At 43.1% G+C, this 26,665-nt stretch carries 20 protein-coding genes and 3 pseudogenes; all 23 read left to right on the forward strand.

Annotated elements, in window-relative coordinates:
- The first annotated feature begins 37 nt into the window (after positions 1–37).
- The 23 genes and pseudogenes from ELQ35_RS09225 to miaB all read left to right on the forward strand — a co-directional run bounded on the left by ELQ35_RS09225 (position 38) and on the right by miaB (position 26,665).
- Positions 38–958, forward strand: coding sequence for an ABC transporter permease (locus ELQ35_RS09225; protein WP_370873384.1), 921 nt, complete (start codon positions 38–40; stop codon positions 956–958).
- 267 nt (positions 959–1,225) lie between these two features.
- Positions 1,226–2,503, forward strand: a complete 1,278-nt coding sequence (gene yfmF / locus ELQ35_RS09230; protein WP_126864529.1) for an EF-P 5-aminopentanol modification-associated protein YfmF — start codon at positions 1,226–1,228, stop codon at positions 2,501–2,503.
- The gene (gene yfmH, locus ELQ35_RS09235; RefSeq protein ID WP_126864530.1) at positions 2,503–3,789 is read left to right on the forward strand and encodes an EF-P 5-aminopentanol modification-associated protein YfmH; all 1,287 of its coding nucleotides are present in this window, start codon (positions 2,503–2,505) and stop codon (positions 3,787–3,789) included. The genes yfmF and yfmH overlap by 1 nt, the downstream gene beginning before the upstream one ends.
- A gap of 88 nt (positions 3,790–3,877) precedes the next feature.
- Positions 3,878–4,603, forward strand: coding sequence for an elongation factor P 5-aminopentanone reductase (gene ymfI, locus ELQ35_RS09240; protein ID WP_126864531.1), 726 nt, complete (start codon positions 3,878–3,880; stop codon positions 4,601–4,603).
- A gap of 89 nt (positions 4,604–4,692) precedes the next feature.
- Positions 4,693–4,950 (forward strand): DUF3243 domain-containing protein, encoded by a 258-nt coding sequence (locus ELQ35_RS09245; protein ID WP_126864532.1) that lies wholly within the window; start codon positions 4,693–4,695, stop codon positions 4,948–4,950.
- A gap of 202 nt (positions 4,951–5,152) precedes the next feature.
- Positions 5,153–5,944, forward strand: coding sequence for a YmfK family protein (locus tag ELQ35_RS09250; protein WP_126864533.1), 792 nt, complete (start codon positions 5,153–5,155; stop codon positions 5,942–5,944).
- 8 nt (positions 5,945–5,952) lie between these two features.
- Entirely contained in the window at positions 5,953–6,855 is a 903-nt protein-coding gene (locus ELQ35_RS09255; RefSeq protein ID WP_307363456.1) for a helix-turn-helix domain-containing protein, read from the forward strand.
- Positions 6,856–6,935: 80 nt separating this feature from the next.
- Positions 6,936–7,520 carry a CDP-diacylglycerol--glycerol-3-phosphate 3-phosphatidyltransferase gene (pgsA, locus tag ELQ35_RS09260; protein ID WP_126864535.1) on the forward strand — a complete coding sequence of 195 codons (585 nt, stop codon included), beginning with the start codon at positions 6,936–6,938 and terminating at the stop codon, positions 7,518–7,520.
- Between the two features lie 20 nt (positions 7,521–7,540).
- Complete coding sequence (locus tag ELQ35_RS09265; RefSeq protein WP_126864536.1) at positions 7,541–8,779, forward strand: competence/damage-inducible protein A; 1,239 nt, start codon at positions 7,541–7,543, stop codon at positions 8,777–8,779.
- 312 nt (positions 8,780–9,091) lie between these two features.
- Positions 9,092–9,736: pseudogene (recA, locus tag ELQ35_RS09270) on the forward strand (recombinase RecA); the annotation flags it as partial.
- A gap of 697 nt (positions 9,737–10,433) precedes the next feature.
- Positions 10,434–12,395: pseudogene (locus ELQ35_RS09275) on the forward strand (reverse transcriptase/maturase family protein); the annotation flags it as partial.
- A 191-nt stretch (positions 12,396–12,586) separates the two neighbouring features.
- Positions 12,587–12,985: pseudogene (locus tag ELQ35_RS09280) on the forward strand (recombinase RecA); the annotation flags it as partial.
- A 452-nt stretch (positions 12,986–13,437) separates the two neighbouring features.
- Entirely contained in the window at positions 13,438–15,000 is a 1,563-nt protein-coding gene (rny, locus tag ELQ35_RS09285; protein ID WP_126864538.1) for a ribonuclease Y, read from the forward strand.
- 178 nt (positions 15,001–15,178) lie between these two features.
- Entirely contained in the window at positions 15,179–15,976 is a 798-nt protein-coding gene (locus tag ELQ35_RS09290) for a TIGR00282 family metallophosphoesterase (RefSeq protein WP_126864539.1), read from the forward strand.
- Positions 15,977–16,180: 204 nt separating this feature from the next.
- The gene (spoVS, locus tag ELQ35_RS09295) at positions 16,181–16,441 is read left to right on the forward strand and encodes a stage V sporulation protein SpoVS (protein ID WP_003181955.1); all 261 of its coding nucleotides are present in this window, start codon (positions 16,181–16,183) and stop codon (positions 16,439–16,441) included.
- Positions 16,442–16,562: 121 nt separating this feature from the next.
- Positions 16,563–17,516, forward strand: coding sequence for a dipeptidase (locus tag ELQ35_RS09300; RefSeq protein WP_126864540.1), 954 nt, complete (start codon positions 16,563–16,565; stop codon positions 17,514–17,516).
- A gap of 444 nt (positions 17,517–17,960) precedes the next feature.
- The gene (locus tag ELQ35_RS09305) at positions 17,961–19,712 is read left to right on the forward strand and encodes a 2-oxoacid:acceptor oxidoreductase subunit alpha (protein ID WP_126864541.1); all 1,752 of its coding nucleotides are present in this window, start codon (positions 17,961–17,963) and stop codon (positions 19,710–19,712) included.
- A complete protein-coding gene (locus tag ELQ35_RS09310) occupies positions 19,699–20,565 on the forward strand; it encodes a 2-oxoacid:ferredoxin oxidoreductase subunit beta (RefSeq protein WP_126864542.1) in 867 nt (288 codons plus the stop codon). Before ELQ35_RS09305 ends, ELQ35_RS09310 begins: the two co-directional genes overlap by 14 nt.
- A 330-nt stretch (positions 20,566–20,895) precedes the next feature.
- Positions 20,896–21,432 (forward strand): hypothetical protein, encoded by a 537-nt coding sequence (locus tag ELQ35_RS09315; protein ID WP_126864543.1) that lies wholly within the window; start codon positions 20,896–20,898, stop codon positions 21,430–21,432.
- The gene (locus ELQ35_RS09320) at positions 21,420–22,472 is read left to right on the forward strand and encodes an alpha/beta fold hydrolase (protein WP_126864544.1); all 1,053 of its coding nucleotides are present in this window, start codon (positions 21,420–21,422) and stop codon (positions 22,470–22,472) included. Before ELQ35_RS09315 ends, ELQ35_RS09320 begins: the two co-directional genes overlap by 13 nt.
- A gap of 195 nt (positions 22,473–22,667) precedes the next feature.
- On the forward strand, positions 22,668–23,708 hold the full coding sequence (tdh, locus tag ELQ35_RS09325) for an L-threonine 3-dehydrogenase (RefSeq protein ID WP_185861714.1): 1,041 nt from the start codon (positions 22,668–22,670) through the stop codon (positions 23,706–23,708).
- Between the two features lie 75 nt (positions 23,709–23,783).
- A complete protein-coding gene (locus tag ELQ35_RS09330; protein ID WP_126864545.1) occupies positions 23,784–24,962 on the forward strand; it encodes a glycine C-acetyltransferase in 1,179 nt (392 codons plus the stop codon).
- A gap of 158 nt (positions 24,963–25,120) precedes the next feature.
- Entirely contained in the window at positions 25,121–26,665 is a 1,545-nt protein-coding gene (miaB, locus tag ELQ35_RS09335) for a tRNA (N6-isopentenyl adenosine(37)-C2)-methylthiotransferase MiaB (RefSeq protein ID WP_126864546.1), read from the forward strand.

The following is a 26,665-nucleotide window of genomic DNA, read 5'->3' on the forward strand; positions in this document are numbered from 1 at the left end:
GGATCTCTATCATATCTTGCAAATTATCGTCCCATCGATGATTGCCCTTGCCGCCCCACTTATCTTCACTGCACTCGGAGGCGTTTTCTCAGAGCGGGCCGGGGTTGTGAATATCGGCCTCGAAGGGTTGATGGTAATCGGTGCGTTTGTCAGTATCGTTTTTAATTTAACATTCGATGAACAGCTTGGGGCGTGGACACCATGGATCTCCATCCTCGCAGCAATGCTTATGTCGATGATTTTCTCGCTGTTCCATGCAGTGGCTTCGATCACCTTCCGTGCCGACCAGACCGTCAGCGGGGTAGCCATCAATTTGCTCGCTGTTGGGCTGTCTTTATTCCTTGTCAAGAAAATTTATGACAAGGGACAAACGGATATCATTAAGGAAACATTCGATAAGATTGATATTCCGGTGTTAAGCGATATCCCAGTTCTCGGAAAGATTTTCTTTTCGAACGGGTATTACATTTCCTATATTGCGATTCTGTTATCTGTAGCAGTCTGGTACGTTGTCTACAAGACCCCATTTGGATTGCGGCTCCGTTCCGTCGGAGAACATCCAATGGCGGCTGACACAATGGGAATCAATGTTTACAGGATGCGCTATCTTGGTGTTATGCTTTCAGGTGCGCTCGGCGGAATCGGCGGGGCTGTACATGCGCTAACGGTAACACTGGATTTCAGCCATTCGACAATCAATGGGCAAGGCTTTATGGCCATTGCTGCGATGATCTTTGGTAAATGGCATCCGCTAGGTGCGATGGGTGCCGGTTTGTTCTTCGGCCTGGCGCAAAGCTTGAGCATCGTTGGCGCAAGCCTGCCGTTCTTTAAAGATATCCCGGCTGTCTACTTATTGATTGCTCCTTATATTTTAACGATTATTGCACTGACCGGATTTATCGGAAGAGCAGATGCTCCCAGGGCATCAGGCCAGCCATATATCAAAGGGAAAAGATAAAGGAAGCTGTCTGCAAATTGCAGGCAGTTTTTTAACTTATATAAAAAAGTATCGGTTAATAATAATAACATTATGTAAACAATTTATTTTTTTGAAAAGTTCGTACCGCTTGCATGAAATTTCCATTACCCTGTATATTTTAAATAGGAGAAAGAATGTAATCGATATCCCTGCGCTTTGGTTTTTCGTGGTACATGTTTAAAAGGTTCCCATTCTACAAACAATATGGCTAATGACATTAGTTTATTAAACAAGGAGGACATTTGAATGGCGATTGCTTCGGATATCGTGAAAGCCAGACCGGGCTATAATCTTCATATCGTAAAAACAGAAAAGTATAAAACCAACACCCTGGTCTTTAAAATGAAAGCACCTTTAACCACTGAAACAGTTACCTACAGATCGCTGCTGCCGTATGTTTTGCAGAGTACCACAAAAACGCACCAGACTTCCACGGAATTACGCTCTTATCTGGACGATTTATACGGGGCCAGCCTTTATGTCGATGTGGCGAAAAAAGGAGAATATCAAGTTATCAGTTTTACGATGGAAATTGCCAACGAGAAATTCCTTTCCGACCCAACCCCTTTGCTTTCGAAAGGCTTTGAACTGCTGATGGCGGTCGTTTTCCAACCTAAAACAGAGGGGGGAGCATTTGCTGCCAATACGGTGTTAAAAGAAAAACGGTCTTTAAAACAGCGGATTCAATCGATATACGATGATAAAATGCGCTTTTCCACCCAGCGTCTCGTTGAAGAAATGTGCCAGGGTGAACCGTACGCACTGGAACCGATGGGGAATGAGGGTGATTTAGATGAAATCACTCCTGAGCTTTTATACACTTATTATCAAAAAGCGCTCTTCGAAGATGAAATTGACTTTTACATTATTGGAGATGTCAATGGAGCTGAAGTGGAAGAACTGGCCGATACGTATATAAGCCTCAAGGAAAGACAACCCAAGAAAATAACACCTGTTCAGAAAAAGGTCGAAAAAGAGAAAGAAGTGACTGAACAGCAGGATCTAAAACAAGGGAAATTGAACATTGGATACCGTACCAATATCCTGTACGGAGATCCTGACTACTATGCACTGCAGCTTTTTAATGGGATTTTTGGCGGATTTTCTCACTCAAAGCTTTTTATTAATGTACGTGAAAAAGCCAGCCTTGCCTACTATGCTTCTTCCCGGATCGAAAGCCATAAAGGATTGCTGATGGTCATGTCCGGAATCGAAAATAAGAATTACGGGCAGGCACTAGAGATTATCCGCCAACAAATGAAGGAAATGAAACAGGGGAATTTTACAGAGGAGGAACTGTCCCAGACAAAGGCAGTTGTGAAGAACCAGATATTAGAAACGATCGATGTCGCACGGGGCTTGATTGAAATCCTGTATCATAATGTCATATCAAGAAACAGTGTCCCCCTCGATGAATGGCTGGAAAGAACTGAAAGAACAACCAAAGAAGAAATTGTCAAGGTTGGCGAGAAGATTGAATGTGACACGATTTATTTCCTAACTGGAACGGAGGTGCAGGAATAATGGAGAAAATTCCGTTTGGTCAGCTGCAGGAAGAATTGTTTCATGAGAAGATGGAGAATGGTTTACAAGTGTATATCTTGCCGAAAAAGGGATTTAACAAATCATTTGCAACATTTACGACAAAATATGGCTCTGTCGATAATCATTTTAAGCCGCTCACTAAAGAAGGATTCGTAAAGGTTCCCGACGGAATCGCCCACTTCTTGGAACATAAATTGTTCGAAAAAGAGGATGGAGACGTATTTCAGCAATTCAGCAAACAGGGAGCTTCTGCCAATGCCTTCACCTCTTTTACTAGGACTGCGTATCTGTTTTCCAGCACTTTTGATTTCGAAAAAAACCTGACAACATTAATTGATTTTGTCCAGGAGCCGTATTTTTCGGAAAAAACAGTTGAAAAAGAAAAGGGAATCATTGGCCAGGAAATCAATATGTACGATGACAATGCAGATTGGCGCCTCTACTTTGGCTGCATCGAGAATATGTATCAAAATCATCCAGTGAAAATCGATATTGCCGGCACGGTGGAATCGATTGCAGGAATAAACAAGGATATGCTCTACGAATGTTATGAAACGTTCTATCATCCAAGCAATATGCTTTTGTTCATCGTCGGACCGGTAGATCCGGATCAGACGATGGAGTTAATCCGGAACAACCAAAACAGCAAGGAATACAAGGAGCTGCCGGCAATCGAAAGGCGGTTTGAGACAGAACAAGCAGCTGTGGCAAAGAAAAGTCAAATTTTGAAAATGAATGTACAAACACCAAAAGTAATGGTCGGGATAAAAGCGACAGATGTTCACTTGTCCGGCCCTGAAATGCTGAAAGCAGAACTTGCGGCTAACATCCTGCTTGAAGTTCTTTTTGGAAAAAGCTCTGACTTGTATGAAGACTTGTATTCAGAAGGGTTTATTGATCAATCCTTTTCCTATGATTTCACGCAAGAACAGGGTTTTGGCTTTGCCTTAATCGGCGGAGATTCCGCCCGGCCCGATGAGTTAACCGAAAACCTGAAGCAGATATTGCTGAAGGCCAAATCCGGCGCAGGCATCACCGAAGAAAGCGTCAGCAGGACGATAAAGAAAAAAATCGGGACGTTTCTTCGTGCCTTGAATTCACCGGAATACATTGCCAACCAATTTACCCGATACGCTTTTAACGATATGGATCTATTCGAGGTAGTCCCTATTCTTGAACAGATTACCCATAACGACGTTAAACAAGCGGCTGTAGGTTTGATAGATGAAGAACGAATCACCGTTTGTCAAGTATTGCCAAAATAATCATCCGTAAAAACCTTGCCGGATTAAGGCAAGGTTTTTACACAGAGTTTCACCTAGAGATACCACAATATAAAGGAGGAGCAAGCGGATGGGAAAACGTTTTGCCCTTATTACCGGAGCAAGTGGAGGAATCGGACGGGCCATTGCCTTAAAGCTGGCACAGGAGAAGTATTCTTTATATTTGCATTACAATAGAAATGAAAAAGCGATTGATCAACTACTATCAGAGCTTTCGCCATTTGACATCGAGCTGATTCCAATCCAGGCTGATTTGGGGGAAAAAGATGGTTATAAGAAGCTTTCTGAAAATATATTTTCGCTTGCAGCAATCGTATTGAACAGCGGGAATAGTTACTACGGCTTGATCACAGATATGGACGAAGCGATTGTTGACCAGATGGTCCAGCTTCATGTTACTTCTCCGTTTTTGTTAACAAAAGAACTTTTGCCAAAGCTCAAGTTTCAGGAAAATAGTGCAATAGTTGCAGTTACTTCGATTTGGGGGGAGACAGGGGCTTCTTTTGAAGTGCTTTATTCCATGGTAAAAGGCGGGCAAAATGCGTTTATTAAAGCATTGAGCAAAGAATTGTCTTTAAGTGGAATCCGGGTCAACGGGGTTTCCCCAGGTGCTATTTCTACCGTGATGTTAGAATCATTTAGTGAAGATGAACTGGAGCTGATAAAGGCGGATATTCCAATGGGCAGGGTTGGTGTTCCCGAGGAAGTGGCTGACGCCGTGGCCTACTTATTATCCGATAAAGCCTCTTATATTACAGGGCAAATACTTGGGGTAAATGGGGGCTGGTATAGCTGATACATGAGATTGCTTAAAATTATTGTATAAATACTGCCTTTCCATCGCAAAATATGGATGTACCATTTTAAAGGAAAGGATGATCATAAATGTCTGTATTGGATAATTGGGATCAATGGAAAAACTTTTTAGGCGACAGACTGCAACAGGGAGAGCATCAGGGTCTTTCCCAAAACTCTGTTAATGATTTAGCATTTGAAATCGGCGATTACCTTGCTAAACAGGTCGATCCAAAAAATGATCAGGAAAGAGTGCTTGCTGATCTTTGGTCGGTGGCGTCTGATGAAGAAAAGCATTCCATTGCCAGCGTAATGGTAAAATTAGTCGAAAATAACGGCGGACAATAATATTTATGTTTTAAAGGCCCCTTCCATTTGGCGGAAGGGGATTTTTATTTAAGCATTTTTAAAAGGATTTTTCTTTTAACTTACTATAAAATGCTATATGATAGATTCTAGACAAGAAATGCCGGAGTTTTCCTGCATATACAGAGTGTTATCTTCAGTGTCAAAAAGTGCCGGATTTTGTCGCTTAGAAGGAGTGGTTGTGGTGGAAAATAAAGAGTGGTATTTTGAATATGAAATTCAAAAAAACCGCCCGGGATTATTAGGCGATATTTCTTCCTTGTTAGGTATGCTCTCTATTAATATAGTGACAATAAATGGTGTGGATGAAGGACGGCGCGGTATGCTGCTATTGACTACGGACAGCAGGAATATTGAGCGTTTTGAATCGATCCTCCGTACGATGGATACGATAACAGTGATTAAACTGCGCGAACCGAAGCTTCGTGATATCCTTGCGGTCCGGCATGGCCGGTATATCCAACGGGATGCGGATGACAAAAAGACATTCAGGTTCGTCAGGGATGAACTTGGTCTCCTCGTCGATTTTATGGCTGAACTGTTCAAGCAGGAGGGCCACAAATTAATCGGCATCCGTGGCATGCCGCGGGTCGGTAAAACAGAATCGGTCGTTGCCGCGAGTGTCTGTGCCAATAAACGGTGGCTGTTTGTTTCTTCGACTTTGCTGAAACAAACGATACGCAGCCAGCTGATTGAGGATGAATACAGCGACGATAATTTATTCATACTCGACGGGATAGTTTCTACACGCAGGGCCAATGAACGCCACTGGCAGCTCGTTCGTGAAATTATGAGGTTAAATTCGGTAAAGGTTGTCGAACATCCGGATGTTTTCGTACAAAACACGGAGTATACGCTGGATGACTTTGATTATATCATTGAACTCAGGAATAATCCTGATGAGGAAATTACATATGAAGTTGTAGAGCAAAATGATCAATTTGCTGCTTCAGATTTTGGCTCTTTTGATTTTTAAAATGGCAGGTGTTTTATTTGACTGAATTGGGAAATAGACTTAAAGAAGCCCGTGAAGCAAAGGGCATGAGTTTGGATGATTTACAGCGTGTAACGAAAATACAGAAACGCTACTTGACTGGTATTGAAGAAGGCAAGTACGATATGATGCCCGGAAAGTTTTATGTACGTGCTTTTATTAAGCAATACTGCGAGGCTGTAGGCCTTGATCCTGAAGAGATTTTCGAACAGTACAAAAGCGATGTTCCGGTTGTTTATAATGAAGACCTTCCGAATCAGCTTTCCAGGGTCCAATCAAGGAAGATCGTTCCTTCAAGAGATTCTAAATTTATCGATTTACTTCCCAAAATACTTGTCGGCCTTTTCATAATTGGTACCGTTGTGTTAATTTATGTCTTAATCGCGAAGAATGTCAATACATCCCAGGACAAGCCGAAGGATGATATCGGCAGTGAAACGGTAAACTATGGGGAAAGCAAAAACTCCCCTTTAAAGAATGAAAAGAAGGGGGAAGAGCCCGCCAAAAAAGAACAACCAGAAAAACAAAAAGAACAGAAACAAGTAACAAAAGAACCTGCAATAGTGAAACAAGAGCTTACATCCGTAAGTACAAGCGGCAAAAACAGCACCTATCAATTAAAGAACGCTGACAAATTCACTTTGAAGGTTTCATCTTCGGGTTCAACCTGGGTAAACATCAAAAATGGAAGCGGAAAATCTTTCTACCAGGGAACTCTTAACAGAAGTCAGAGCCAGGAAATCAACTTTACGAATGAAACAGCGGCAGTACTCATTATTGGGAATGCAGCTGATACCGACATATTTGTAAATGGAGAGAAACTGGAATATTCGATTTCTCCTGTTCAAACGGTTACCCAGAATGTGACCATTCAGTTTGCTAAAGCCCAATAGTCATCTTTATGGTGACTATTTTCTCTTTCTTCATTTCTCATTACGTACATGCCTGTACGAATCTCTGGAGGTTATCGCCTATGAATCTGCCTAATAAAATAACCATATCGAGAATTTTTCTAATTCCTTTATTTTTAATCATCATGCTTGTTCCCTTTGACTGGGGAGAATGGCAAATCGGTAATGAAACAATCCCGATTGCCCATCTTATCGGAGCCTTGCTATTTATTATTGCTTCAACAACCGATTGGATCGATGGGTATTATGCCCGGAAGTTGAATCTAGTCACTAACCTAGGGAAATTCCTGGATCCATTGGCCGATAAGCTGCTTGTTTCAGCGGCTTTGATCGTGTTGGTCGATCTTGAACTGGTTTATGGCCAATCGTGGATTGTTATCGTCATCATCAGCCGTGAATTTGCGGTGACTGGCTTGCGTCTTGTCCTGGCCGGCACCGGTGAGGTCGTGGCAGCCAATATGCTTGGGAAAATCAAGACCTGGGCCCAAATTGTCGCGATATCAGCATTGTTGCTGCATAACTTTCCATTTTTCTTCATCTCCTTCCCGTTTGCCAATCTAGCACTATGGATTGCTTTATTCTTTACTGTCTGGTCGGGATGGGATTATTTTGCGAAAAACAAGGAAGCCTTCAAAAATTCCAAGTAAACCGAATGGAGGGGTAAGCGTTGGATGCGGAAATTATCGCAGTCGGATCAGAACTGCTGCTTGGACAAATCGTCAATACGAATGCAAAGTTTTTATCACAGCAATTTGCCGAAATGGGCGTTAACGTTTTTTATCATACCGTGGTGGGAGACAATGAAAGCCGCCTTACATTAGCGCTTGAAACTGCTGAATCCCGTGCGAATTTGATTGTATTTACCGGGGGACTGGGCCCGACAAAGGATGATCTCACAAAGGAAACGATTTCCTCTCACCTTGGCAGGAAGCTTGTTTCCGATGAAGAAGCTTTGGATTCCATTAAAGCATATTTCAGCAAAACAGGAGCTGAAATGACTGAAAACAATAAAAAACAGGCGCTTATCTTGGAAGGGTCGGAAGTGTTGCCAAATGATCACGGAATGGCCCCTGGAATGGTCACTACGATAAAGGGCATTACTTATATGCTGCTCCCCGGACCTCCGAAAGAAATGGAGCCGATGTTTCTAAGCTACGGTTTTGACAGCATCATGAAAAAGCTGGAAACCCATGAAAGAATCGAATCTAAAGTGCTTCGCTTTTTTGGGATCGGTGAATCCCTTCTCGAAACGAAGATTGAAGATCTGCTTGAGAAACAGGCCAATCCGACAATTGCTCCTCTTGCAGGAGATGGGGAAGTCACACTTAGGATCACGGCCAAGGACTCTTCACGGGAAAAATGCGAGGCAATGATAGCCGAAGTTGAAACGGAAATCATCAGCCGTGTTGGTGAATACTATTATGGAAGCAACGAGACTTCCTTGATTAAGGAGCTTGTGAAAGAGCTGACTGTCCGGAATTTGACGATTGCCGGTGCCGAAAGCTTGACCGGGGGCATGTTCCAGGAACAACTGACTTCCATTCCGGGTGCGGGTAAAATCTTCAAAGGCGGTATTGTTTCCTATACAAATGACACGAAAGCAAACCTACTGAAGATCAGTGATAAAACGATTGACGAGTATGGGGTTGTCAGCGGCCAATGCGCGATTGAAATGGCGGAAAATGTCCGGGATCTTCTTGATGCAGATGTTGGCATCAGCTTTACAGGAGTAGCAGGTCCTGATGAACAGGAAGGCATGCCTGTCGGTACGGTATTTATTGGTATGGCGTTCCGTAATCAAGAATCGAAGGCGGAACGGCTAAATCTTTCCGGGAGCCGGGCGCAAAACCGGATTCGCAGCGTGAAATACGGCTGCCATTATCTTCTCCGTCAATTAATTGAATAATTTGCAACAGGGCCGATGTTGGACATCGGCCCTGTTGCGTGCTGTTCAGGAAATAGACAGATTAATCCGGAAATGAACATTTCATTGCTAACAGTACCTATAAAAAAGCAATTTGCCTGGAAGAAAGCGAGAAACTCGCGGGAAAACCGTCAATAAAAAAACGAATGAATGTTCGACTATTTGCTTGGCAAACGGAAGAAAAAAGTATATAGTAGAAATAGGTTTTGAGATGAGACAACTTAAAATCGATTCATTTGTCTATCGTTTAATCGGACCTACCGATTAGTTGAACATAGAGGAGGAGGAACCCCCGTGAGTGATCGTCAAGCGGCGTTAGAAATGGCATTAAAGCAAATTGAAAAGCAATTCGGCAAGGGATCCATCATGAAGCTCGGAGAACAATCAGACCGGAGAGTTTCAACTGTGTCAAGCGGCTCTGTTACACTGGATATTGCGCTTGGAGTGGGCGGATATCCGCGCGGAAGAATTATCGAGATATATGGCCCTGAGAGTTCCGGGAAAACAACGGTTTCATTGCATGCAATTGCGGAAGTCCAGGCTCAAGGCGGACAGGCGGCATTTATCGACGTTGAGCATTCGCTCGACCCGACCTATGCCCAAAACTTAGGCGTTAACATTGATGAATTGCTGCTTTCACAACCCGATACTGGAGAGCAGGCGCTTGAAATTGCGGAAGCCTTAGTTCGAAGCGGTGCGGTGGATATTATTGTCATCGACTCCGTGGCGGCCCTGGTGCCTAAAGCAGAGATTGAAGGAGAGATGGGGGATTCCCACGTGGGCCTTCAGGCAAGGTTGATGTCACAGGCCCTCAGAAAGCTTTCGGGTGCCATCAATAAATCAAATACAATTGCGATCTTTATTAACCAGATTCGTGAAAAAATAGGTATTATGTTCGGAAACCCGGAAACGACTCCGGGAGGACGTGCGCTTAAATTTGTGCGATAGGAAGTTTTGATGTCTACATCAAAACGTGTCACACATGGTATTGCTGTTGAGAAACAGATAGTACAGTCCTAAGTGCTACCGTTAGCAACCTTACCCCTAACCGAAAGGGACGGGCGACCACAGCATGGTTGAAAAGTCATAATCGATTCGAGCCATAACGAATCCAGATGAATGGCGAAACGGAAAAATCTTCGTACGGTTAAGGCTATACTGCTTGAACCTCAGTTGGAGAGTCTAATAAGGGCAGAGAATACCTAACGATATGGCTATCATTGGTATTTGGAGATGATGTTGCACGTTTAAAATTTGCGTGTTAGCTAAAGGATACATCTCCCTCAACCTCAGTAAGAGGGAAAACAACGAAAAAGGAACCTAACCGAAGAAAATACATTATATCATGTGAGATAACCTATGATTGCCTAAGTAAAGTTTCTGTTATTGAAATAAGTCTAACTACAATGTCTCATCTCATCAAAATCTGGTAGCTTAGATATTTCGAACAGATAAAGTATAGTCTGGAATGACTGATACTAAAATGCTTTATATGGCAACGGAGTTCTCATAGTAGCGTTTGTATCGTGTACCGTTAATATATAGTTAGTGATAACCATAGAGGATAAAATACACGAGAGCGAAGGAGAACAGGTTACGAAGCCTAAAACATATGGAAAGGATATGGTGTGAGACCATGAGAAATCCTGACTTGGTTTTAGAAAGTCTTGGACAACACTCAAATAATAATAGCTACATGTACGAAAAGCTATACCGAAACTTGTATAATACTGACTTCTACCTGAAAGCATATGAGAAATTATATGCAAAAGAAGGTAACATGACAGAAGGAACTGACGGTCAGACGATAGATGGATTCAGCGTACGAAGAATCGAAAGATTAATCGAAAAGCTAAAAGATGAAAGCTATCAACCGAATCCTGCAAGACGTGTGTATATTCCAAAGAAAGATGGTAAACAAAGACCATTGGGAATCCCGTCATTCGATGACAAACTTGTTCAAGAAGTAATCAGAAGTATCTTGGAAGCAATATATGAAAGAAACTTTTCCATAGATTCTCATGGATTTAGAAAAAGGAAAAGTTGTCATACGGCTCTAATGCAAATTAAACGAAATTTTACGGGAATTAAATGGTGGATTGAAGGAGACATTAAAGGATTCTTCGATAATATTGACCATGAAATTCTCCTGAATCTGTTAAGAAAACGAATTAAAGACGAAAAGTTCCTAAGATTAATTTCCAAATTTCTAAAAGCAGGGTATCTCGAAGATTTCAGATTTGTAAACACCTATTCAGGTACACCGCAAGGCGGAATAATAAGCCCGATTTTATCTAACATCTATCTCAACGAATTAGACAAATACATGGAAAATTTCATGAACCAGTTTAACAAAGGAGAAAAGAGGAAAGTTAATAAGGCTTATAAAACATTGAGTGAAAAAGTCGGAGACAAAAGAAAACTACTGGAAAAAGTGGAACCCGGAGAGAGGGTAGTTATTGAAGCAAAAATCGCTGATTTGAAACAAGAATTGCGAAATTATGTAGATAGCAAACCCGAACTAAAGGTAATAGACACTGACGCAGTAGTTAAACGGCTTAGAGGCAAAATATATAAACTGAATAGGAAATTAAGAGAACCAAGCAAAGAGGAAAGAAAGAAATTAATCAAAGAAATTAAAGGGACCAAGAAACTTCAACAAAGCCTTCCAAGCTATGAACAGTTAGATAATGGTTACAGAAGAATGAAATATGTCAGATATGCGGATGATTTCGTGATTGGAATAATAGGCACAAAGGAAGAAGCAGAAACTATAAAGAGTCGATTAACCAATTACCTACAAGAAAGTCTGCGACTTGATTTAAGTCAAGAAAAGACATTAATAACACATTGGCGTAATAAAATTAGATTCTTGGGATACGACATCTTCATAGATGATGATAAGTTAATCCAAAGAAGAAAATTTGGTGATAGACTGGTTCTCGCTCGAACAGGGGTGAACAGCGTAAAACTTTCGCTTCCATTTGATGTGATGGAAAACTTCATGGTAAAGAACAATTATATGAAGATTAAAAACGGCAAGTGGAAAGCATTGCACAAACCGAGACTTCTAAATTGTGATGAACTGGAAATTGTCCATGCATATAATGCAGAGTATCGAGGTCTATATCAATATTACAAATTTGCGTTTAATGTTAAAGACAAGTTAGGCAATGCACACTTTATATTTCAATGGAGCTTCCAAAAAACTCTTGCAGGAAAGTACAGGACTAAAGTCAGTAAACTAATGAGCATGAAAACCGAATCAGGTAGTAAGAAATATTTCAGAAATGGAATATGGGGTGTTACGTTTACAAACAAGAAAGGTATTGAAAAGTTCGTACCGATTTTCCAAAGAGACGAAATATCTTTTGCAAAAGAAATATTCAAACCTGAGGAAATGGAAAATGTAGATATATTCCCAAACACCGCAATGTGGGGAAGGAACGGTCTAATTAAACGTTTACAAGCAAACAAGTGCGAGTGGTGCGGTGACATTGACGGCCCTTTTGAAGTCCATCATGTAAAGAAATTAAAAGACTTGAAGGGCAAGAAAGAGTGGGAACGTCACATGATTGCTCGACAAAGAAAAACAATCGTTCTTTGCGGTGTAGACTCCAAAAGGAATTGTCATCGCAGATTGCACAACGGTGAATTAGATTAGAGTGTTTGAAAAGATTTAGTAGTAACTGGAGAGCCGTATGTTTGGAAACTTACATGTACGGTTCGGTGGGGGGTTCTGGAAAACTTACCGCAGCAATGTGGCAAAGCGTCTGGTTCCTACCCAACTATTCTTCCGTCCGTCTTGAAGTCCGCCGTGCTGAGCAATTAAAGCAGGGAAATGACGTTGTCGGCAACAAAACGAAAATCAAAGTCGTAAAGAACAAAGTCGCACCTCCTTTCCGTGTTGCTGAAGTAGATATTATGTACGGAGAAGGGATTTCACGTGAAGGTGAAATTATCGACATGGGTTCTGAATTGGATATTATCCAAAAAAGCGGTTCATGGTATTCATACAACGGTGACCGCCTTGGACAGGGACGTGAAAATTCGAAGCTGTTCTTAAAAGAAAACGAAGCGCTTCGTTTAGAGATTATGCAGAAGATTCGTGATCATCACAATTTGGATGGAGATCATATTGCTCTTGAAGAAGCTGAAGATAAGGAAGAATTAGAGCTGATTGATTAACAGAAGCATGAAGGGCCGGGCAGTAGTACTTCCCGCCCTTTTTTTGTTGTATAGGAAACCATATAGATTGAATTTTATGTGGATAACTTAAATTTGGTTATCTGCATCCAGCTCCAGCGCCTAGCCCCTCGAGGTCATAAGCCAATCATCTGATGGGAAGAAAACCGCTCCCCATACAGCTGCTTGTCTTATGCTTGTCGGGGCTGAACAAGGCGCTTGCGCTTTTGTTCAGCAGTCGGGTGTAAAGAATACCAAGGCAGAAACATTAATAATGCTGTGCAGGTCAACCCCTTGACAATGAAAAATCACACCTATACAATTAGTATGTATATTTTACATTTTTTCAAACTAAAATTTTGAAAAGCTAAGTGCTGTATATTGAAGTTATGTACAATGTACATGCCGACAGACCTACTTTTTAGAACAAGTTCATAGCAAGGGGAGGTGAAACGATGGGACCCATTACAGTAATCATCTCCATTTTGCTTGGCCTAATCGTCGGTGCAGTTGTTGGCTATTTTGTGAGTAAGTCTGTTTCTCAAAACAAAATAGCAGGGGCTAAAAACTCGGCTGAACATATCCTTGAGGATGCAAGACGTGAAGCGGAGGCTGCCAAAAAAGAAGCCCTGTTGGAAGCAAAGGATGAAATTCATAAGATTCGTTCCGAAGCTGAACGTGAAGTGCGTGAACGAAGAAATGAATTACAAAAACAAGAAAATCGATTATTGCAAAAAGAAGAGAACCTTGACCGTAAAGATGAAACGTTAGATAAACGTGAAATACTTTTGGAGAAAAAGGAAGATTCTCTGAACCAAAGACAACAGCATATTGAAGAGACGGAAAGCAAAGTGGACGAGATGGTTCGCAAGCAGCAAACTGAACTCGAGCGTGTTTCCGGTTTAACCCGTGAAGAAGCGAAAGCTATCATTACGGACCGGATTGAAAAAGAGTTGGCCCATGATATCGCGGTTATGATTAAAGAAAGCGAGAATCGCGCGAAAGAAGAAGCTGACAAGAAAGCGAAGGAAGTACTTTCCCTTGCGATCCAGCGCTGTGCGGCAGATCATGTTGCGGAAACAACCGTTTCTGTAGTTAACCTGCCAAACGATGAAATGAAAGGACGAATTATTGGGCGAGAAGGGCGAAACATTCGAACCCTTGAAACCCTTACCGGTATCGATCTTATTATTGATGATACACCGGAGGCTGTTATTCTCTCCGGATTCGATCCAATTAGACGGGAAACCGCCCGCTTAGCACTTGAAAAGCTGGTACAGGACGGCAGGATCCATCCTGCCCGCATTGAAGAAATGGTTGATAAAGCCCGCCGCGAAGTGGATGAGCATATTCGCGAAATAGGTGAGCAAACAACTTTCGAGGTAGGGGTTCACGGGCTCCATCCAGATCTTATTAAAATTCTCGGCCGCTTGAAGTTCCGTACAAGCTACGGCCAAAACGTTTTAAAACATTCGATGGAAGTCGCGCAGTTATCTGGATTGCTGGCAGCGGAGCTTGGTGAGGATGAAACGCTCGCACGCCGGGCCGGATTGCTTCACGACATTGGGAAAGCAATCGACCATGAAGTGGAAGGCAGCCATGTCGAGATCGGGGTCGAATTGGCAACTAAATACAAAGAACATCCTGTTGTAATCAACAGTATTGCTTCCCACCATGGCGATACAGAACCTACTTCCGTGATTGCCGTGCTCGTTGCAGCGGCGGATGCACTTTCTGCAGCAAGGCCGGGCGCACGCAGTGAAACACTTGAAAATTATATCAGAAGACTTGAGAAGCTTGAGGAGATTTCCGAATCATACGACGGCGTTGAAAAGTCCTTTGCGATTCAAGCCGGACGTGAAGTGCGGATTATGGTCAAACCTGAACAAATCGATGATCTTGAATCTCATCGCCTAGCAAGGGATATCCGGAAACGCATTGAAGAAGAACTGGATTATCCAGGACATATAAAAGTAACGGTCATCCGTGAAACGAGAGCCGTTGAGTACGCAAAGTAAAGTGGTGGTATCACCACTTTGCTTTTTTTTATGCGTCGTATTTCCAAAGGAAAACGGCAGTACATCACGCCCTTCAAGAAAGATTTGTGCTACAATGCATATGGAAATTACCATGAGGGTCAAGAGAGCCCTCCTTGCCATCAGTAAAAAATGCTGTATAACTGGAAAGGATTTTAGTATGAAATTGCTTTTTATCGGAGATGTAGTTGGATCACCAGGAAGGGACATGCTGAAAGAGTACCTTCCGAAAATAAAAGAAAAGTACCGCCCCCATATAACTGTGGTCAACGGTGAAAATGCAGCCGGCGGCCGGGGGATTACCGAAAAAATATACCGGGAGTTTCTTGAATGGGGCGCACAGGCAGTCACGCTGGGCAACCATGCATGGGACAACCGTGATGTCTTTGAGTTTATTGGGAATGCGAAATATCTCGTGCGTCCGGCTAACTTTCCCGCTGGCACACCTGGAGAAGGCTTGAAATTTCTAAAATGGAATCAGCTTGAAATTGCGGTCATCAATCTCCAGGCCCGAACGTTTATGCCGTCGCTCGACTGTCCTTTCATAAAGGCAGATCAGCTTGTCCGGGAGGCAAAGAAACGGACGCCGATCATTTTCGTGGATTTTCATGGAGAAGCAACAAGTGAAAAGCAGGCAATCGGATGGTATCTCGACGGGAAAGTATCGGCGGTTGTCGGTACCCATACACATGTCCAGACAGCTGATGATCGGATCCTTCCGAACGGAACCGCTTATCTGACTGATGTAGGCATGACCGGGCCGTACGACGGGATCTTGGGCATGGAACGGGAAGCGGTCATCCACCGGTTCTTAACAAGTTTACCTGTCCGTTTTGAAGTGCCTAAATCCGGCCGGACGATAATAAGTGCCGTTATTATCGACATTGATGAGAAAACAGGCCATTCCAAAAAAATCGAACGGATCCTTATTAATGATGATCATCCATTTTATATGTAAGCATATTCCTTGGCTATCCTCCTGAAGCGATATCAGTCCCTATATACCTATTGTTCGAATAAGACATTCTCATTTCTGGAAACGGGTTTTTAACAAAACTATTTGTCATACCCGTTTTTTTTTCTGAATATAGTAGCAATGAAAAGAGATATACCTATTGAACGATACATCCAATGGGTAAGGGGAAAACAAGGAGGACTAGGGATGGAAATATTAAAGGTTTCAGCAAAATCTAATCCTAATTCTGTAGCAGGCGCACTGGCGGGCGTATTAAGGGAAAGAGGCGCCGCAGAAATCCAGGCAATAGGTGCTGGTGCGTTAAATCAGGCCGTTAAGGCAGTAGCAATTGCAAGAGGGTTTGTCGCACCTAGTGGAGTGGACTTGATTTGTATTCCTGCCTTTACAGATATTCAGATTGATGGAGAGGAAAGAACAGCCATTAAACTTATCGTAGAGCCAAGATAAGTAGAGTGTGATACTATATTCCTGTTTGCATCTGCAAGCAGGATCTTTTTTTTATGAAGTGAAAAATGCAAGCGGCATGGATGAGTCTCATGGCCGATACTGACAGAATAGGAGGAGAAAAATGAAAATCTTCGACGCCCATTGTGATGTATTGATGAAACTGTTTCTCGATCCGAACATCTCTTTTTTAGACAGTGAAAAACTGCAGATTACCTATCAATCTCTTCAAGAAACAAGCGGCAATGTTCAATGCTTTGCGATATATGTCCCTGAGGCAGTCCATCCTGATATGAGATTCATAGCGGCACTTTCTATGGTTGATATTTTCTATGAAAAAGTCTTGACGATGCCAGGGATGAAGCTGGTAACTGCCCAAAAAGATATCGAAGCGCTCAAAGAAGAGGAAATCGGGGCCGTTTTAACGTTAGAAGGCTGTGATTGTATCGGCGGCGACTTATTGAAATTAAAAACATTGCTTAGACTAGGTGTCACGTCCGTTGGCCTGACATGGAACTTCGCCAATCGGCTCGCAGATGGAGCAATGGAAAAACGCGCGGGCGGACTGACCGGTTTTGGTAAAAATGTCGTGAAAACATTGAATCAGCATCATATCTGGTGTGATGTCTCCCACTTATCTGAAAAGGCGTTCTGGGATGTCATCGAGTTAGCGGATTATCCAATTGCATCGCACTCTAATGTTCATCGGCTTTGCCGGCATCCCCGTAATCTTAAAGATGATCAGATTAAAGCCTTGCTTAAGAAAAATGGCGTAGTAGGCGTGACCTTTGTTCCGCAATTTTTAACGGAGAAGCCTGTAGCGAATATAAGCGATGTCATAAAGCAAATCGATTATATCGCGAATCTTGGAGGAGGGCGGCAGATCGGCTTCGGATCGGACTTCGACGGAAACGATCAAATGGTACAAAACATTTCTTCCTACAGGGATTATAGTAACTTGATTAATGAATTGCATAAGCATTACCCTGCAGATTTTATTCAGGGCATTTTGTTTGATAATTTTGCTGCAAGATTCCCCAAAAATAAAAAAGTCTCTTCACCATTGTTTGTGACTTAAGCACAATTCCGGCATTTAGTTCGCTAGATTTAGGGCCTACAAGAACTCCTTCTTCAGCTTCCTTTCCACCAACTATCATCCACCATCATGCTGAAGAAGGAGGGGCCAGGACGCCTGTTCTTGATAAGTTTTACCTGTACACTCTAAAATTATTGCCAGGAATTCTTAAATGTTTTCTTTTCTACTGTCAACTCACCAAAAGTGATGAAAAATCATAAAAAATAAATATATTCTTGCAAATTATCAAAATATACAAAAAAGTGTCTTCAAAAGCTTGCTTTTTTGGGGGTTTAGGGCTAGAATTGAAAACGTTTAGTACACCTTTCCTATAAATGAGTGTATATTTATACAATACATATCAGGATGGTTCTGTTTATTGAGAGAGTTGTAGCAATCATATTATTTTAGATTATTAACTTAACCGTATCTAAAGGGGTGTAAATCATGATCAATCAACTTTCGTGGAAAGTTGGCGGACAACAAGGGGAAGGTATTGAAAGTACGGGGGAAATTTTCAGTATTGCCCTCAACAGGCTAGGCTACTACTTGTATGGATACCGTCATTTCTCATCTCGTATTAAAGGAGGGCATACGAACAACAAGATTCGTGTAAGCACGACACAAACACGTTCTATTTCTGATGATCTGGATATTCTTGTTGCATTCGACCAGGAGACGATCGATGTCAACTATAAAGAGCTTCACGACGGTGGAATCATCATCGCTGACGCCAAATTTAAGCCTGTGTGCCCTGAGGATACGACGGCGAAGTTGTACGCTGTGCCATTTACGGAAATGGCTGCTGAACTTGGAACATCTCTGATGAAGAACATGGTAGCTGTAGGTGCAACCTGTTCCGTTCTTGAATTGGATGTCAATGTGTTCAGTGAAGTGGTCGAGGAAATCTTTGGCCGCAAAGGGGAACAGATAGTCCAGAAGAACATGGATGCCATTAAAGCAGGCTATGAATATATGACTGACAAGCTTGGCGAAAGAGTCGGAGCTATGAAACTGGAAAATGCGGATGGCCAAAAACGCTTATTCATGATCGGAAATGATGCCATCGCACTGGGTGCCATAGCAGGCGGATGCCGCTTTATGGCTGCTTACCCAATCACTCCTGCTTCCGAAATCATGGAATATTTAATCAAGAAGCTTCCTGCTGTCGGCGGGACTGTCATCCAGACCGAGGATGAAATCGCAGCTGCTACGATGGCAATTGGCGCAAACTACGGCGGAGTCCGTGCGCTTACTGCTTCTGCAGGGCCCGGCCTATCCTTGAAAATGGAAGCAATCGGCCTTTCAGGCATTACCGAAACACCGCTTGTTATTGTAGATACACAACGCGGCGGTCCGTCTACAGGGCTGCCTACAAAGCAGGAACAGTCTGACCTTATGGCGATGATTTACGGAACACATGGGGAGATCCCGAAGATTGTCATGGCTCCAAGTACAGTCGAGGAGGCATTCTATGATACGGCTGAAGCGTTTAACCTTGCCGAGGAATATCAATGTCCCGTTATCGTCCTTTCAGATCTGCAGTTGTCGCTTGGCAAACAGACTGTCCAGCCGCTGGATAACAGCAAGATTGAAATCAGACGCGGAAAATTGGTGACGGATGAACTGCCTGAAGCTGGAAACGGCGACTATTTCAAGCGCTATGAAGTGACAGAAGATGGCATTTCCCCACGTGTATTGCCTGGAACAAAAAATGGGATTTTCCATGTTACAGGTGTGGAACATGATGAAACCGGCAAACCTTCCGAATCAGCCGGAAACCGCATAATCCAAATGGATAAGCGTATGCGCAAAATCAATGGCATTACATTTAAGACACCGGTGTATAAAAATACGCCGCATGCTGAACCTGATCTTTTGATTGTCGGCTTCATTTCCACACGGGGTGTGATTGAAGAAGCGCTTGGCCGCTTGGAAGCAGATGGAATCAAGGTGAACCATGCGCACATCCGCTTAATCCATCCATTCCCGACTGAGGAAATCCTTCCATTGGTGGAATCTGCTAAGAAAGTGGTAGTGATTGAAAACAATGCAACAGGACAATTAGCAAACATACTGAAAATGAATGCCGGTCACGTAAATAAAATAAAGAGCATTCTTAAATATGACGGGAACCCATTCCTGCCGCACGAAATCCATTCACAATGCAAGGAGTTGTTCCAAATTGGCAACATTTAAAGAGTTTCGTAATAATATAAAACCTAACTGGTGTCCTGGATGCGGCGACTTCTCGGTACAGGCTGCGATTCAGCGTGCAGCAGCCAATGTCGGCCTTGAACCGGAAGAACTGGCTGTAGTCTCCGGTATCGGCTGTTCCGGACGCATTTCAGGTTATATTAAGTCTTACGGATTCCATGGAATCCACGGCCGTTGCCTTCCGATCGCCCAGGGTGTGAAAATGGCAAACAGAGAGTTGACAGTCATTGCATCAGGCGGTGACGGCGACGGTTTCGCAATTGGGATGGGCCATACCATCCATTCTATCCGCCGCAATATCGATCTCACTTACATTGTCATGGACAATCAGATTTATGGCTTGACAAAGGGACAAACTTCCCCTCGTTCAGCGGCCGGTTTTAAAACGAAGTCAACCCCTCAGGGATCAATCGAGCAAGCGATATCCCCAATGGAATTGGCGTTGTCTGCGGGGGCAACCTTTGCAGCGCAAAGTTTCTCCACGGACCTTAAAGACCTTACAGCAATCATTGAAGCCGGCATCCAGCACAAAGGCTTTTCTTTTATCAATGTATTCAGCCCATGTGTAACATACAATAAAGTGAATACGTATGACTGGTTTAAGCAAAACTTAACGAAATTGAACACAATTGAAGGCTACGATCACACCAACCGTGAAATGGCGATGCAAACGATCATGGAGCATGACGGCCTTGTCACAGGCATCATCTATCAAAACAATGAACGACAGTCCTACCAGGAAATGATTCCTGGTTATGCACAAGAAGCCTTAAACAAAACAGACCTCAAACTTTCACAGGAAAGCTTCGATAGACTGGCTGCTGAATTCATGTAAAACGACGATTTATGTAAAAAGGGTCAGGCTCAAAAATGGAGCTGGCCCTTTTTGCCGTTAACACAGAATAAATTACCAAATGAATGCATAAATACACAACCATTGTGCAGTTGCAAATTGAATATATATCCTTTGAATTTTCTTCTGATCTTCCTCTGTCTAAAAACCTCGTAGCTTACACCTATTGAGTAAAAGTAACCTCAAAACAGGCGAGGGCGTTCAGACCAATTCAATCACCACAAGTGTAATGCCGGTCTATAATATACAGAAGTTCAAAACAAACAAGCTATTTCAGCATGAATCTAACCATGCAAAGAAAGGAATGATAATATGCCTAACAAATCCCGTAAGGATCCTTATCAAAAGCTAAAACTGCTTGGGTCGAAAAAAGAACAGCAAATGAACCAAAAAATCCAGGAATTGCTGAACAAGAAGGAGTATATTCAAAGCGCAGCACAACATTCGCAAGTAATTGCGCATAAAGTAAAAAAAATCCAAGACTCAGTTGAAAAATTGTCCGTACCCTTCAACATTCCAACTAAAAAAGACGTGGCCAATGTGGCGAAACTGTCGATTCAAATTGAAGAAAAAATCGATGATATGGATGAAAAGCTTTTCTACCTAATTAATGAAATAGAAGAACTTAAACAGAAGACGAAAAAAGGAAAAAATACGGGCGATTCACCTTACGATAACACGAGCACTGCGCGGAACAATCGAGCTTCTAGCAATCGGCCATACGCGGCAAAACGGGTAAACGAGAAAAAGAAAAAAGTTTCCAGTCTATTTATTGCATACCTAAGGGATAGCTTACAAAACCCAAAAAACCCGTCTTCCAAGCTGGGGGAAAGACAATGGCAAATCTAGAAAAGGATGATCGATTTAAAAAGGATTCTTCCAAATGGGAGCATTTTTTGAATATATGGAAGCAACCTCTTCCAGAGATCGGAATGACAGCAAGAGAAGCGGTATGGAAGAAAAACAAATCTGTACTTTGGTACTATCCGCCTGTCGAAAAAAAGTACAACGTTCCGATTTTTTTGATATACTCCCTGGTAAACAAGCCGACAATACTTGATTTGGCACCGGGCGAAAGCATAATAGAAGCGCTGGTAAATGAAGGTTTTCAAGTATATCTGCTTGATTTTGGCATCCCTGGCTATGAAGACAGCGGTACGTCCATCGATGATTATCTGACCGATTATATCGAAAAAGGGGTTCAGCGTGCACTAAGGCATTCTAAAGCTTTGGAAATCACCGTGATGGGCTTTTGTTTGGGAGGGACGCTTGCAGCCATGTATACAGCAATTGCCGATGAACCGGTAAAAAACCTGATCCTTTCGGTGACACCTATCGACTTTAGCGGGATGCCGACTTTTGATCAATGGGCAGCGGAGATAAAAAAAGGCAATGTGAATTTCGATGAACTTATTGATGTATATGGAACTGTTCCGGCAGATTTCATCCAAGCTGGCATACGGCTAACAACCTCGCCTCTGTATTTTTCGCATTATTTGTCACTGCTCAATAAAGCTGATGATAAAGCCTATGTGGAAAGATGGAGAAGATTTAACACATGGTCGAATGGCCACATCCCGTTTGCAGGGGCCGCTTTAAAACAGCTTATGGAAGACCTGGGCAGAAAAAACAAACTCGTCAATGGCGGGTTAAACATAAAAGGAAGGAGTGGGGATCTTCAGAACATCACCGCCAATCTGCTGGTTACTTGCAGCATGCATGACAGATTAGTCCCCGAAGAAATGATTCGTCCAGTGATGGATCTTGTGTCAAGCAGAGATAAAAAGTATCAGCTCCTTGATGCAGGACATGCAACCATGACTGAAACAGGCGGGCTTCCTCCTTATTTGAAAAAATGGCTGCCCAAGCGTTCCGATCCCGTTAAATAAATACTGTACCCATGGAACCCCGGAGCATCTTAAAGTGATCGAGTGCTGCCGGGTTTATTCTTTTTAAAAAAATATTCCGGCTGTAACCAGTTGTACATAGGGGGAGTACAGTGATATTTACAAACATTTTTTAAGAATGTTAGAATACGATTATAACAGGAATAAACTCAATTCGTTTGAGGGAGAGTGTACATGTTGGACGGAAAAATGAAAGCGCTTGTAAAACATCATCGGGGCTACGGTGCAGAGCTGCAAAGTGTCAACATACCAAAAATAAAGGAAGATGAGGTGTTAATAAAGGTTAAAGCAACCTCTATTTGCGGTACGGATGTCCATATCTATGCTTGGGATGGATGGTCACAGGGCAGAGTCAATCCTCCGTATGTGTTCGGACATGAGTTCTCAGGGGAAGTCGTAGAGATAGGTTCAAAGGTTACGAGTGTGAAAACAGGGGATTATGTTTCTGCGGAGACCCACATTGTATGCGGAACATGTCCGCAATGTTTAACAGGGCAGTACCATATTTGCAAAAATACACAAATCATTGGTGTCGACACTCAAGGATGTTTTGCAGAGTATGTAGCCTTACCGGCAGGGAACCTATGGAAGAACCCAAAGGATATGCCTTATGATGTGGCGTCGATTCAAGAGCCAATGGGGAATGCAGTCCACACGGTGCTTGCGGGAGATGTCGTTGGTAAAACAGTGGCCGTCATTGGCTGCGGGCCTATCGGAATCCTCGCTGTCGGTGTAGCAAAAGCTGCGGGGGCTGCCGGGGTCATCGCTATCGATGTCAATGATTACCGTCTTCAATTAGCCAAACAAATGGGTGCTGCCACTTTGGTAAATTCCAAACATGATGATCCTTTACAGGTTGTCGAGAACCTTGCAGGTGGAAACGGCGTCGATGTTGTATGCGAAATGAGCGGCCATCCGACAGCGATAAACAAGGGTTTCAAAATGGTTACAAACGGGGGCCGTGTATCGATTCTAAGTCTGCCGGTCAAGCCAGTCGAAATCAATATTACCGACGATATTGTTTTTAAAGGGATTACTGTCCAAGGCATCACTGGAAGGCAGATGTTCAAAACATGGCAGCAAGTATCCAGCCTTTTGGCCTCTGGACAGGTGGATGTCAGGCCGGTGATCACCCATCACCTGCCGCTTGAAGAATTTGAGAAGGGCTTTGACTTAATGATCAAGGGAGCGTGCGGAAAAGTCGTCCTGCAGCCCTAAACAAAGAAAGGGATTACCGCTTGGCTGTTGAACATATTAAGATAGTGCATCTCAATTTTACGAGGAGGAGATAGAGTGAAAGGCTTTGAGTATTTACAGGAAGAATTAGAGGCAATGCAGAAGGCGGGAACGTTTCGCCGGCTGATACCACTCGAGTCGGAACAGGGTTCAAAGGTAATCATCAATGGAAAAGAGGTAATCCAGCTTTCATCAAACAATTATCTTGGCCTGACTTCTCATCCGCGTTTACGCCGGGCCGCACTGGAGGCGGTAGAAAAGTACGGAGTTGGAACGGGATCGGTCCGGACGATTGCCGGTACTCTGGCCATGCATGAACAGCTTGAAAAAAAACTTGCTGGATTTAAACATACGGAGGCATCGCTTGTCTTTCAATCAGGTTTTACGACGAATCAGGGTGTTCTTTCTGCGATTCTCTCACCGGAGGATGTCGTCATTTCCGATGAATTGAATCATGCCTCCATTATCGATGGCATCCGTCTGACAAAAGCTGGGCGCAAGGTTTACAAACATGTCGATATGAAGTCGCTTGAGGAAGTGCTGAGGGAAACCCAAACGTACCGGAAACGCCTGATCGTAAGCGACGGAGTATTTTCAATGGATGGGAATATCGCACCGCTGCCGCAAATTGTCGAACTGGCTGAAAAATATGATGCGCTGATAATGATTGATGATGCCCATGCTTCTGGTGTGTTAGGAAAAAACGGCCGTGGAACCGTCAATCATTTCGGCCTCGACGGAAGAGTCCATATCCAGGTTGGCACCTTAAGTAAGGCCATCGGTGTTCTGGGAGGCTATGTAGCAAGTACACAAACTTTAATTGATTACTTGATACATAAGGGACGTCCGTTTTTGTTCAGCACCTCCCATCCGCCCGCTGTCACAATGGCATGCATCGAAGCGATAGATGTTCTCCTCGAAGAACCTGAGTTGATTGACAGGCTCTGGGAGAATACTAGATTCTTTAAGCAAGGGCTAGAGGATCTTGGCTTTCACACAGGGAAAAGCGAAACACCGATAACACCAGTGATCGTAGGAGATGAGGTGCTTTCGCATCAATTTTCCGATAAACTTCTCGCATTTGGCGTCTTTGCACAGGGAATCGCATTCCCGACAGTTGCCAAAGGAATGGCAAGAGTTCGGACGATCGTTACCGCCCAGCATTCAAAACAGGAATTACAGCAGGCACTCGATGCCTTTGGAAAAGCAGGCAAAGAGCTAGGGATTCTTCAATAATATACAACGAACAAAGCGGGATGTCTGAAGTGTTGTTTCTTAGCTTTAAAAGGATTATACTTTAGTAATGTGTAAAGCTTTGAACACAATTTGAAAAACATAATGAAAAAATAAAGTTGTTGGATCTTTAGAATCAACTTTTCCGAAAGGGGCTTATTATGAACGAAAAACAACGTTTGGAATCGGGGCAAGTACAAGCTGAAAAACCAGCGGACAAAAAATCCGAAAAGGATTACAGCAAGTACTTTCAAGCCGTATATGTTCCGCCTTCCTTGAAAGAAGCAAAAAAACGCGGGAAAGAAGAAGTAAAATACCAGGATGACTTTGCGATTCCGGAAGAATTCCGCGGTATGGGCGAGGGGCGGAAATTTTACATCCGTACATACGGCTGCCAGATGAACGAGCATGATACGGAAGTTATGGCCGGCATTTTCATGGCACTTGGCTATGAGCCATCCGAATCGGTGGAGGATGCAAACGTGATCCTTTTGAACACCTGTGCCATCCGTGAAAATGCAGAAAATAAAGTGTTTGGCGAGCTTGGCCACTTGAAAGCATTGAAAACGGAAAAGCCAGACCTTCTGCTTGGTGTTTGTGGCTGTATGTCCCAGGAAGAATCAGTGGTAAACCGGATTCTTTCCAAGCATCCGTTTGTCGATATGATTTTCGGGACCCACAATATTCACCGTCTGCCTCACATTTTAAATGATGCCTATATGTCAAAGGAAATGGTGATTGAAGTTTGGTCAAAGGAAGGGGATGTCATCGAAAACCTTCCGAAAGTGCGCAAAGGCCAGACAAAAGCGTGGGTTAACATCATGTACGGCTGTGATAAATTCTGTACGTACTGCATCGTTCCATATACACGCGGCAAGGAACGCAGCCGCCGTCCGGAAGACATCATCCAGGAAGTGCGCCATCTTGCTGCCCAGGGGTATCAGGAAATCACCCTCCTTGGCCAGAATGTAAACGCCTATGGCAAGGATTTGGCCGACGTGAAATACGGCCTTGGCGATTTGATGGATGAAATCCGCAAAATTGATATCCCGCGTATCCGCTTTACGACAAGCCATCCGCGCGATTTTGATGATTACCTGATAGAAGTGCTTGCCAAAGGCGGCAACCTTGTGGAACACATCCATCTTCCGGTTCAATCGGGAAGTACCGATGTCCTTAAAATCATGGCGCGTAAATACACTCGTGAAAAGTATTTAGAGCTGGTCAGAAAAATTAAAGCTGCGATTCCCGATGTCGCGTTGACGACTGACATCATTGTCGGCTATCCGAATGAAACAGAGGAGCAATTCGAGGAAACCCTCTCTCTTTACAGAGAGGTCGGCTACGATTCTGCTTATACATTCATCTATTCACCGCGCGAGGGAACACCCGCCGCAAAAATGAAGGATAATGTTCCCATGGAAGTAAAAAAAGAACGCCTGCAGCGCCTAAACGCATTGGTAAACGAGTTTTCTGCGAGGAAAATGAAAGAAATCGACGGCGAGATCGTGGAAGTGCTTGTTGAAGGCGAAAGCAAAAACAATCCGGATGTGTTAGCCGGTTATACCAGAAAGAATAAGCTTGTAAACTTCATCGGACCTAAATCCACCGTTGGCCAAATTGTTAAGGTGAAAATTATCGAAGCCAAAACATGGTCGTTAAAAGGGGAAATGGTTGAAGAAGCTACAGCGGTTGGGGTGGAATGA

The organism is Peribacillus cavernae (assembly GCF_003989135.1).
GTDB classification, from domain to species: Bacteria; Bacillota; Bacilli; order Bacillales; family DSM-1321; genus Peribacillus; species Peribacillus cavernae.

Bases quoted from the DNA above. Each gene is read 5' to 3' on its own strand.
- ELQ35_RS09225 (WP_370873384.1), top strand. From the start codon at position 38: ATGATTGCCCTTGCCGCCCCACTTATCTTCACTGCACTCGGAGGCGTT.
- yfmF (WP_126864529.1), top strand. From the start codon at position 1,226: ATGGCGATTGCTTCGGATATCGTGAAAGCCAGACCGGGCTATAATCTT.
- yfmH (WP_126864530.1), top strand. From the start codon at position 2,503: ATGGAGAAAATTCCGTTTGGTCAGCTGCAGGAAGAATTGTTTCATGAG.
- ymfI (WP_126864531.1), top strand. From the start codon at position 3,878: ATGGGAAAACGTTTTGCCCTTATTACCGGAGCAAGTGGAGGAATCGGA.
- ELQ35_RS09245 (WP_126864532.1), top strand. From the start codon at position 4,693: ATGTCTGTATTGGATAATTGGGATCAATGGAAAAACTTTTTAGGCGAC.
- pgsA (WP_126864535.1), top strand. From the start codon at position 6,936: ATGAATCTGCCTAATAAAATAACCATATCGAGAATTTTTCTAATTCCT.
- rny (WP_126864538.1), top strand. From the start codon at position 13,438: ATGGGACCCATTACAGTAATCATCTCCATTTTGCTTGGCCTAATCGTC.
- ELQ35_RS09290 (WP_126864539.1), top strand. From the start codon at position 15,179: ATGAAATTGCTTTTTATCGGAGATGTAGTTGGATCACCAGGAAGGGAC.
- spoVS (WP_003181955.1), top strand. From the start codon at position 16,181: ATGGAAATATTAAAGGTTTCAGCAAAATCTAATCCTAATTCTGTAGCA.
- ELQ35_RS09300 (WP_126864540.1), top strand. From the start codon at position 16,563: ATGAAAATCTTCGACGCCCATTGTGATGTATTGATGAAACTGTTTCTC.
- ELQ35_RS09305 (WP_126864541.1), top strand. From the start codon at position 17,961: ATGATCAATCAACTTTCGTGGAAAGTTGGCGGACAACAAGGGGAAGGT.
- ELQ35_RS09315 (WP_126864543.1), top strand. From the start codon at position 20,896: ATGCCTAACAAATCCCGTAAGGATCCTTATCAAAAGCTAAAACTGCTT.
- ELQ35_RS09320 (WP_126864544.1), top strand. From the start codon at position 21,420: ATGGCAAATCTAGAAAAGGATGATCGATTTAAAAAGGATTCTTCCAAA.
- miaB (WP_126864546.1), top strand. From the start codon at position 25,121: ATGAACGAAAAACAACGTTTGGAATCGGGGCAAGTACAAGCTGAAAAA.